This is a genomic window from Bacillus sp. GC_Bacil_1, assembly GCF_026540675.1.
Classification (GTDB): Bacteria; Bacillota; Bacilli; order Bacillales; family Bacillaceae_G; genus Bacillus_A; species Bacillus_A cereus.
In genome coordinates, this window is the sequence record NZ_JALNUG010000063.1 from 1 (window position 1) to 425 (window position 425).

A 425-nucleotide genomic window follows, 5' to 3' on the forward strand; every position below is an offset into this window, starting at 1 on the left:
CCTTTACTTGTCTTTCTAACAATAGAATAGTTTGTACCTGATCCGCTTCGAACATTTACCCCAATACCATTAATTTGAGCCGTTCCAATTACCTTTTCAACACTACCATTTTCAATTACTTGTAGCATATTTAGAATAAATGTTGCTGTTTCACCACGAGTTGTTGTTCCTTTAGGGTCGTATTGATTGTCACCCTTACCTCTTACAATACCTAGGCCATACAATCTTTGTACGTCTTCTTTATAGCTAATTTGGTCTTTGTCTGAGAATGGTAGGTTTACAACTGGTCCCCATATACCTTTATACTGTAAAGCCTTGTTTACAATAATTGCTGATTCTTCTCTTGTAATAGGTGTGTTTGGGTCAAAATAACCATCTCCTCTACCTTGAATGATACCTGCACTTGCAGTACGTTTAATACCATC

At 36.7% G+C, this 425-nt stretch carries 1 protein-coding gene; it reads right to left on the minus strand.

What is annotated here, in order from left to right; translation table 11 throughout:
* Positions 1-425: S-layer homology domain-containing protein (locus tag OXT04_RS29625; protein WP_267418945.1), on the minus strand; the 425-nt coding region annotated here is incomplete at both ends.